The sequence below is a fragment of the Gordonia sp. NPDC003429 genome, assembly GCF_053588575.1.
The window spans coordinates 1-6,033 of sequence record NZ_JBSFQF010000039.1 but is presented as its reverse complement, the minus strand read 5'-3'; the positions used below and the strand labels follow the sequence as shown (position 1 = coordinate 6,033).

Below are 6,033 nucleotides of genomic sequence, written 5' to 3'. Positions count from 1 at the left end.
CCCGGTCCTTGAGTTCCTCACTGTACTTGCGTGGTGCTGCCATGCTCTCCATCCTTCACAGGTTCGAGAGCCTCCGACAGACCCGGGGCGGTTCATGTTCTCGGGCAGTCCAGTCTCGGGATTGATGGGCGTCACAGCGGTGTCCTTCCGGATCGGTCCACCGGGCGCCGATGCCGGCACAACCCGATGGTTCACGGGTTATTCACCTCGGGTTTTCCCCTTCGCTCGGTGTCAACCCAAGGGCGCCTTGATCATTCGCGGCCCGCCGAGGCCCGGCACAGACATCACACTATCAATGGTCACCGGTTCTTCGGGTGACATCGGAAAGGGGGACCGCCACTCGACGCGAGTGCATGGTTCTCCGGGTAACGTGAGTCGGCCCGGTCTACGGTGGCAGCCATGGACGGGGCCGATTCGATCACGCTGCGCGTCATGCGCAATCCGGTGTTCGCGGCGGTCTATGAGCGGTTGTGGCGGCCCACCTTCACGCGGCTGTTCAGTCTCGGCGGTAGCGCCACCGCCGATTACGACCGCGCACTACGCGCCTATCTCTCGCGGCCCGGCGAGCGCCTCGTGCTCGACGTCGCGTGCGGTCCCGGAAACTACACGCGCGGTATCGCCGAAGGTCTCACCGGGGACGGTCGCTGTGTGGGCGTCGACTTCTCCGCGCCCATGCTGACGCAGGCGGTGCGCACCAATCGGAGTGGCCGCGCGCATTACATTCGAGCCGACGCGCATCGGCTGCCGGTGGCCGACAACAGCTTCGACGTGGTGACGTGCCTGGCCGCGCTCTACCTGATCCCCGATCCGCTTCCGGTGATCGACGAACTGGTCCGGGTGACCCGCCCGGGTGGGGAGATCATCGTTTTCGCCTCGGCCTCAACCGATCTCACGTCGCTGCCCGGGGTGGGTGCGCTGACGTCGATGTTCGGTTACCGGATCTTCGACCACCACGAACTCGTCGACCGGTTCCGCCGCGCCGGGGCGGTAGGCGTCGAACAGACCGTCACCGGTCTCGGGCAGTACGTCCTCGCCCGCACCCCCGACCCCTGACCGTCGAGCGTGCCCAGATCCGCGTCGAGCGTGCCCGGATCCCCGCGTCGAGCGTGCCCGGAACACTCTTCGAGGGCACGCTCAACCTGAAAGTGGGCACGCTCAACCCGGCGGTGGTTTCGACAAGCTCAACCAGCGGAAGGGGCTCAACCCGGCGAGAAGGGCTCAACCCGGCGGTGGTTTCGACAAGCTCAACCAGCGGATGGCAGCTCAACCAGCGGAAGGTGGTTTCGACAAGCTCAACCAGCGGATGGCAGCTCAACCAGCGGACGGTGGTTTCGACAAGCTCAACCAGCGCGACCAGCGGGCCGGTCAGAGGTTGATCATGTGCCCGATCGCACCGTGGAACGTCTCCTGCAGGGCCTCGCTCATCGTCGGGTGGGTGTGCACGTTGCGGGCGAGTTCCTTCGCGGTGAGGTCCCACTTGTGAGCCAGGGTCATCTCGGGGAGCATCTCGGAGACGTTGTCGCCGACGAGGTGCCCGCCGAGCAGCTCGGACGTCGACGCATCGGTGACCAGCTTGGCGAAGCCGGCCGGCTCCGCGAGCCCCTGCGCCTTGCCGTTGGCGCTGAACGGGAAGGTGGTCACCTTCACGTCGTAGCCCTCGTCCTTGGCCTGCTGTTCGGTGAGCCCGAAGGACGCCACCTGCGGCTGGCAGAACGTGGCACGCGGCATGAACCGGTAGTCACCGAGCGTCATGGTCTCGGCTCCGGAGATGGTCTCCGCGGCCACCACGCCCTGCGCTTCGGCCACGTGGGCCAGTTGCAGCTTGGCGGTCACGTCGCCGATCGCGTAGATGCCCTCGACATTGGTGCGCATGAAGTCGTCGATGGCGATGGCGCCACGTTCGGTGAGCTCCACCCCGGTCTTCTCGAGCCCGAACCCTTCGACGCGCGGCGCAAATCCCACCGACATGAGCACCTTGTCGACGGTGATCTCGCCGTCGTTGTCCTTGGCGTCCTTGTAGGTGACGGTGACGCTGTCCCCGTTGTCTTTGACGGTCTGCACCTTGGTCGAGGTGAGTACCTTCACGCCCAGCTTCTTGTACTGCTTGGCGATCTCCTTGGAGACGTCGGCGTCCTCGTTGGGCAGCACGCGGGGCAGGAATTCGATGATGGTGACGTCGACGCCGTAGTTGGCCAGCACGTACCCGAACTCCATGCCGATGGCGCCCGCGCCGACGATGACGATCGAGCCGGGCAGCTCACGGGTCAGGATCTGGGTCTCGTAGGTCACCACGTTCTCCGACAGTTCGACGCCGGGCAGCAGCTTCACGGTGGAGCCGGTGTCGATGATGACGTTGTCGAAGGTGATCTCCCGATCGGCGTCCTCGCCATGCACGACGATGGTTTTGGCGTCGGTGAACACCCCGTACCCGTTGATCTCGGTGATCTTGTTCTTCTTCATCAGGAAGTGCACGCCCTTGACGATGCCGTCGGACACCTTGCGGCTGCGGTCGAAGGCGGCTCCGAAGTCGAACGTGACCTCGCCGGACATGCCGAAGGTGGAGGCCTGATGGTTGAAGATGTGGGCCAGTTCGGCGTTGCGCAGCAGCGCCTTGGACGGAATGCATCCGACGTTCAGACAGACACCGCCCCAATACTTCTCTTCGATGACGGCGGTTTTCTTGCCCAGCTGGGCGGACCGGATCGCGGCCACGTACCCACCCGGACCGGCACCCAGGACAACTGTTTCAAAGTGTTCAGCCACAAATGCCAGCCTACTTCCACCGCGCGGGCGGCCGCACAGCGTTGCGGTACCCGCCGGTAACGTCCTCGGTCACTGCCGCACGAACACGCCGTCGTTGATGTCGTCGGCGTAGTACTCGATGGTCATCCGGGGACCGTCGAAGGTCACCTTGGAGACCGATCCCGGTGCGGCGTTCTCGTTGCTCAGCGTGAAGGTGAAGGTGTTGCCGTCCCAGTGGGTGAGTTCGCGGGTCGTCTGTCCGTCGGGCCCCATCGCCAGCACCAGCTTCCCGCCGGACTCGCGCACCGTCGCCGGACCGTAGTACGCGTTACCGTAGGTACCGGCATAGGTCGAGAGTGGCTGTGCCGGAGCCGGATTCGCGGGCGCATGCTTGCCGACGAGGCTTCCCTCCGGTTTCGAGATCGACGCGTAAGCCGTGGCGTAGAGATCCCGCCACGCCTCCCTGACCTTGCCGAACTCGACGATGTCGAGGAACTCGGCACACAGGGCGTCGACCGCGCCGATCGGTGCGGCGTTCGACAATGCGACGATCGCCACATTCGCCGAGGGCAGCACCAGGAAGTTCGTTCCCGCCCCCATGGCGAAGGCACCCGCGTGACCGTAGCGGGTGCGACCGCCGCTACCGACGCCGGCGTTGAACCCGTATCCGTAGAAACCGGCGCGGTCGGCCGGTTCGGCTGACGGTGCCGACACGATCTGCGGGGTCACCGCAGGGGTCAGCGCGTCGGGGCTGATGAACTGCTTCCCGCCGACCTTCCCGTCGGCCAGCAGCATCTCGAGCCAGCGGGCGACGTCGTTGACCGACGACGACACCCCGCCGGCGGGGGACTGCGCGTCCGGGTCGCGCTGCGCGGGGGTCTTGACCCACTTCCCGTCGACCTTCACGTGGCCGACAACGCGGTTGGATCGAGCCTCGAAGTCGGCGAAACGCGACGACGTGCGCGTCATGCCCAGGGGGCCGTAGAGCGCCGCGGCCGACAGCGTCTCCCAGTCCGTCCCGGCGCCGTGTGCAACGGACTCGGCGGCCGCGGTGACCCCGAAGTTCGTGTAGTCGTAGGTGATCCGGAAGGGTTGCAGCGGCACGTAGCGGAGCCGCTGGAGAATGGTGGCCCTGTCGTAGCCGAGGTCTTCGAGTTTGTCCCCGGCGTGGTCCGGCAGCCCGGAACGGTGTGCGTACATGTCACCGACGGTCACCGTCCGTGTCACGTACGGGTCGGCGAGGACGAAACCCGGCAGGCCCGCGGCGACCGGAGTGCTCCAGGTGATCCGACCGTCGGTGATCAGTTTGGCCAACACCGTCGACCCGATCGGCTTGGACATGGAGGCAAGCGGGAACACGGTGTCGGCGTTGACTTTTGCGCCGGTGGTGACGTCGGTGACGCCGAATCCCTTCGCATATTTCACCGTGTCGCCCTCGACCACCGCAACTGCCATTCCCGGAATCTTGGTGGACGCCATCATCTCCGACACCAGGCCGTCGAGCTGTCCCACCGCATCGTCGACGGCGTTGGGCGGCAGCTGTTGGGCCACCGCCTGGTTCGGGTTGCCGGCGGGCGCGGTAGCCGACGCAGGTGATGCACTACTGCCACCGGTCGAATCCGATGATGCGCATCCGGCGAGGAGCGCGGCCACCACGGTCAGTCCCGCGGCGGCCGCACCGATACCCGATCGTCGAGCCCGGGGGTGAGTCGAGGTCACGTCCATTGCCGTTCCTGACCGTCGAGGCAGGTCAGATGCCTGCCGACTGGCACTGACGGTAGTTGAACGCTCCAAGCCTCCGCGCCGTTACCCCGATATTCGCGCAGTCTGCGCACGCGGCCGGCCGGAACAGGGCCCCTTCGTACTTGACTGCCGGACTGGATCTCCACACCGAGTGCATCGGACTTCTGGTGGGCGCGTCCGCGGGCCGCTGCGCGGCGCAGTTCGCCGAACACGAACGCAGTGTGGGCCGGTCCACCAGGACCGGCCCACATCAACTCACCCGGCGTGCCTAACCGATGCCGCCGTCAGCACCATCACTGCCGGCAGCCCCATCACTACCGAGAACACCACCAGCACCACCCCCACCACCGGCGCCGCCCGCACCACCGGGGTAGCCATTGCCACCCGTACCGCCGGTGCCACCGTTGCCGCCGTCACCGCCGACACTGCCACCAGCACCACCCCCACCACCAGTGCCGCCCGCACCACCGGCGTCGAAATCGCCACGGCCACCCGCGCCGCCGGTGCCCCCACCGCCGCCCGTGCCGCCGATGCTGCCACCAGCACCACCCCCACCACCAGCGCCGCCCGCACCACCGGCATTGCCATGGCCACCCGCGCCGCCGTCGCCGCCGTCGCCGCCCGTGCCGCCGATGCTGCCACCAGCACCACCCCCACCACCGATGCCGCCCGTAAAACCGTCGGCTGCGGCGCCACCCGTACCACCGGCGCCTCCGCCGCCGCCGTTACCGGTGATGACTCCGCCGTTGCCGCCGGCACCACCGGCCCCGCCGGTACCGAGCCCTGCGCCGCCGCCGGCACCGCCTGCGCCGCCGGTGCCGATGAGTCCGGCGTTGCCGCCGGCACCACCAGACGCTGCGGCCACGACTGTGTTGGCGTTGGCGCCGCCAGTGCCGCCGGTCCCGCCGGCCCCGATGATCAGGCCACCACGCCCACCGGCCCCACCGACACCACCAACACCACCGACGGGGGCGCCGAAGCCGCCGTTGCCGCCGGCGCCGCCGGCGCCACCGAGTCCGAAGAATCCCGCGTCACCCCCCGCACCACCGGCACCACCAGAACCACCGTCGTAGAACTCCTTTCCGGTGCCGCCGTCACCACCGGCGCCACCATTGCCGTACAGCATCACCAACCGGCCGGCATCGGTGAAGGTGAACCCACCGAACAACAAACCACCACGCCCCCCGACACCACCGACACCACCGTTGGGGCTGGCCGCGGTGCCGTTGGCGCCGTGACCGCCCGCACCGCCGACACCCACAAACCAGGCGTTACCACCCCGACCAGCGGTCCCATCCGCACCAGTGACCCCGTTACCGCCATTACCCCACAACAAGCCACCATTCTGACCATCAGGACGTGCCGTGGAACCGTCGTTGCCGTTACCCACCCACAACACGCCCAGACTGTAAACCTGAAGACCGTTATCACCCTGGGTGACCGTCAACAAAAACTGAACCGCCCCGGGTCTGTCGGAGGCTCTCGAACCTGTGAAGGATGGAGAGCATGGCAGCACCACGCAAGTACAGTGAGGAACTCAAGGACCGG

4 protein-coding genes are annotated in these 6,033 nt (G+C 67.2%); 1 reads left to right on the top strand and 3 read right to left on the bottom strand.

Features of this window, described 5'->3' with window-relative positions; genetic code table 11:
• Positions 1-399 precede the first annotated feature (399 nt).
• A complete protein-coding gene (locus tag ACWDSI_RS20275) occupies positions 400-1,053 on the top strand; it encodes a class I SAM-dependent methyltransferase (RefSeq protein WP_449757661.1) in 654 nt (217 codons plus the stop codon).
• Between the two features lie 312 nt (positions 1,054-1,365).
• Here ACWDSI_RS20275 and lpdA read toward each other — a convergent pair whose 3' ends face one another.
• From lpdA to ACWDSI_RS20260, 3 genes are all read right to left on the bottom strand, one after another.
• A complete protein-coding gene (lpdA, locus tag ACWDSI_RS20270) occupies positions 1,366-2,763 on the bottom strand; it encodes a dihydrolipoyl dehydrogenase (RefSeq protein WP_449757660.1) in 1,398 nt (465 codons plus the stop codon).
• Between the two features lie 69 nt (positions 2,764-2,832).
• The gene (locus tag ACWDSI_RS20265) at positions 2,833-4,467 is read right to left on the bottom strand and encodes a serine hydrolase (protein ID WP_449757659.1); all 1,635 of its coding nucleotides are present in this window, start codon (positions 4,465-4,467) and stop codon (positions 2,833-2,835) included.
• A gap of 286 nt (positions 4,468-4,753) precedes the next feature.
• Complete coding sequence (locus ACWDSI_RS20260) at positions 4,754-5,884, bottom strand: hypothetical protein (RefSeq protein ID WP_449757658.1); 1,131 nt, start codon at positions 5,882-5,884, stop codon at positions 4,754-4,756.
• Positions 5,885-6,033 lie beyond the last annotated feature (149 nt).